At 43.1% G+C, this 3,149-nt stretch carries 4 protein-coding genes; 3 read left to right on the top strand and 1 reads right to left on the bottom strand.

Annotated features, from left to right (window positions below; genetic code table 11):
• The first annotated feature begins 490 nt into the window (after positions 1–490).
• The 3 genes from PX636_RS01330 to PX636_RS01320 all read left to right on the top strand — a co-directional run bounded on the left by PX636_RS01330 (position 491) and on the right by PX636_RS01320 (position 1,996).
• Positions 491–952, top strand: a complete 462-nt coding sequence (locus PX636_RS01330) for a DUF2996 domain-containing protein (protein ID WP_002765891.1) — start codon at positions 491–493, stop codon at positions 950–952.
• A gap of 79 nt (positions 953–1,031) precedes the next feature.
• Positions 1,032–1,409, top strand: coding sequence for a DUF3110 domain-containing protein (locus PX636_RS01325; RefSeq protein WP_002795498.1), 378 nt, complete (start codon positions 1,032–1,034; stop codon positions 1,407–1,409).
• A gap of 167 nt (positions 1,410–1,576) precedes the next feature.
• The gene (locus PX636_RS01320) at positions 1,577–1,996 is read left to right on the top strand and encodes a YraN family protein (RefSeq protein ID WP_002765893.1); all 420 of its coding nucleotides are present in this window, start codon (positions 1,577–1,579) and stop codon (positions 1,994–1,996) included.
• Positions 1,997–2,536: 540 nt separating this feature from the next.
• Here PX636_RS01320 and PX636_RS01315 read toward each other — a convergent pair.
• Positions 2,537–2,737, bottom strand: a complete 201-nt coding sequence (locus PX636_RS01315) for a GltB/FmdC/FwdC-like GXGXG domain-containing protein (protein WP_071821325.1) — start codon at positions 2,735–2,737, stop codon at positions 2,537–2,539.
• Positions 2,738–3,149: the final 412 nt, after the last annotated feature.

The following is a 3,149-nucleotide window of genomic DNA, read 5'->3' as shown; positions in this document are numbered from 1 at the left end:
TGAATATAAAAGAGGCTCATTTGTCGTCCCTCTTAACGATTGGTGTCGTCCTAATTGGAGTAACTATAGAACGGCACTAAGTGGCATAAGCTATTATGACTGCGGACAATAAGAAATCCTTGTCAGAAAAACTAGGGTGATCGAGGAATGATCGCCCTACATTTATTTTAATGTTTACTTGATAAATAAGCTCTAAGACTGGAGCAAATCTGCGGAAGTATTGTCAAGTTTAAATAAAAATATAGTCAAACATAGTCATTCACGGTAAAATAAGCTCATCAAACCGCCGGTCGCTGGTAGGAGGTTTTTGTTTTGGGGAGACTCCGAGACGATGCCCTGTCCGGTTATACTTCATCTTTATGAGAAACGCCGTCACTAAAAAAATCGCTAATTAATCGGGTAAATCAAAGCTGATAGCTAAAAAAACTGATAGCTGATAACCCGGGAGAAAATATAATTGTAGCTACCTACCCATTCCTGATTAATTCCTATGGCAGAAGAAACCACCACCCCCGCAACTCCGGCAGCAGAAGCAGCAAAACCGGCTCAACCTGCGGCTGCTAAAAAACCCAAGGAGCCTACCGTCGAGGAAAAACCCTTCGCTGAATTTATTGAGCAGCATTTTCAGCCCGCACTGGCGGCAGCTTTGCAAAAGCTCGGTATAACTGATATAAAGCTGTCCTTTAAACAGGATAAAATTCCCGTGCAGGGCTTTTCTAGCTCTCCCTGTTGGCAGTTAACTGGCAATTGGCTCGAGGGAATGCGTCAATTTAGCATTTATTTTTTGGAAGAAAACATCAATGGTAAAAAAGCTTTTTCTCAAGCTGAGGGCGGTGCTCAACCTAGTACACTTGAATCATTTATGATCGATGAAAGGAAAGTTAGTCTTGATTTACTGTTGTTTTACACCCTGCAACGGCTTAACGGTCAAAAGTGGTTGACTAGAAACTAAAATTGCTGAAGATTAGCGATCGAGAAGGGGGGTAAAATGAGTATAGACGACCACCGCTTATCGATCGCTAATAGTAATTATGCGTGTATTTGTACTACTTTTTAACGCAGGCACAGAAAACGAAGGTATCCACACCATTCAAATGGGAGCTATCAATAAGGTGTTGATGTTTGAATCGGAAGATGATGCCACCCGTTATGCTCTGCTGTTAGAGGCACAGGATTTTCCGACTCCCACGGTAGAGAAAATTGATTCGGAGGAAGTGGCAGAATTTTGTCGCGGCGCCGGCTATCAAGCGGAAATGATTGAAGCGGGTATGTTAGTAATTCCCCCCGAAAGCAATGCCTCAGAGTTGGATTGGCAAAAAGAGGAAGTCCCCCCCGCCGAGGAGGAGTTTTCCGAGATTCCCGATGCGGAGTTAGACAGCATCCGTCGTCGTCTAGAAGGACTTTTGTAATAAACCTCTTGTAAAAATCGAAAATTGTCCTGCTTGGTTAGGAGACAGGAGACAGTAGCCAGTAGTCAGGAGTTCGGAGTCAGAAGACAGGACAATAAATCGGCGTTGTTCCCTGTTCCCTGTTCCCTGTTCCCTGACCACTGATAACTGATCACTGATAACTGAATATGACAACCGTGGGGGAATTGGGCGAAAATTTGGTGGCGGATTGGTTGCAATTACAGCAATGGCATATCCTCCAGCGTCGTTGGCGTAGTGCTGGCGGTGAAATCGATTTAATCGTCTTGTCTAAATCTCAGGCGACTCTCGCTTTCGTCGAGGTGAAAACCCGCAGTGCTGGCAATTGGGATTTAGGGGGCAAATTAGCGATCAATGACCGTAAACAAGGGAAAATTTACCAAGCTGCCCAGATATTTCTCGCCTTTTATCCCCAATGGTCTGATTTAAGCTGTCGCTTCGATGTGGCGTTAGTTAGTTGTCAAAAAAGTTCTCTATTAGCTTTACCTGAGTTTTCCCTTGATTATCCCTGTCAGCTACAGGCAGGTTATCAATTGCAATTACAGGAATATCTCGTGGCGGTTTTCTAAAAACACAATAGGCCCGCCTAGGGAGGCGGGCTTCATCTTGTACAAACGATATGGACTCCTAAAAAATTAACGGACTCAATACAATAGAGGTTTACAGAACCCACAACAGTCTATCTGTCAACTATCAAGATTCCTCAGTTTACCGACTCAGGTGCTGATTACGGCTCACTCCATCTGTCCTATATCGAGCAACAGAGGCGAAACCATACTTTACTTTACAAACTTTGAGAATCTGCGTCCGATTTAGCTGTTGCGTTGAGCTAGAGCAGGTGGCACAGGCTCTAGGTCTTTTTGCCTGGAAGGAAGTTGAGTCGCTTCCTTTATGCCTTATGTTTTTAAGATAACACGTTTGTCAGGACTCGATCGACCTTGTGATTAAAGTTTACACTTATTGATTTTTAGCAAAAATTGCCGTTACAAAACTATAGATAAGTGGCTGATAGATGTAGATATCTTACAACTAAGAAGAAGGGGAGTAGTAAAAAGCATCGACCGGAGTGGGAAGGAAAGAAATCCAGCGATGAAGGTCAATCGACAAACCTATGTGTATTGACAGAGGTGATCCCCGGCCTCTTCGATAACTACTTTTGCGGTGGAATTGCGAACAGTAAACCGTTCACCGGCACGACCATTTTCGTTGAGGAGAGTTTCGAGAGTGCCGTAGTAGGAGGTTTCTTTTACTGCTGCTTGGGAGGAGTGGATTTCTTGCCGGTTGCGAAAATAGTTGACGAGGGGATTGATAAAAACTGTAGTCTGGATAGGGTTTGCGGCAAAAAGTTTTTTGTGGGGGTAGGGTGTGGGGGTAAATACAGAAACGAAAATTCTCTCTAAATCTCCTCAAATTTCCTTAAACCTTCTGACTCCATCTAGCTAGATGGTTAAAAGAAGTAGGTTTTAAAGGAGATAGATTTTGAGAGGGTTATCAGCTGCAATCAAGACAGGAAGCTAGTTGAACGCCATATCATCACCAAATGCCATCCTTGCTGGTCAGAAATTGACCGAGCTGCTTTTTTGTCAAAAAATCTCTTCAATCTAGCTAATTACCACTATCGCCAATATTTCTTGGTTGAACACAAGAAATTAAATTTTAATCAACTCTATCACCAAGTAGCTCAAGGTTCTGATTATTTAGCTTTACCGAAATTTTGGGTTA

Source organism: Microcystis sp. M53598_WE2, assembly GCF_030067735.1.
GTDB lineage: Bacteria > Cyanobacteriota > Cyanobacteriia > Cyanobacteriales > Microcystaceae > Microcystis > Microcystis aeruginosa.
The sequence above is the reverse complement of the archived record's forward strand: the minus strand, read 5'-3'. Positions and strand labels throughout refer to the sequence as shown.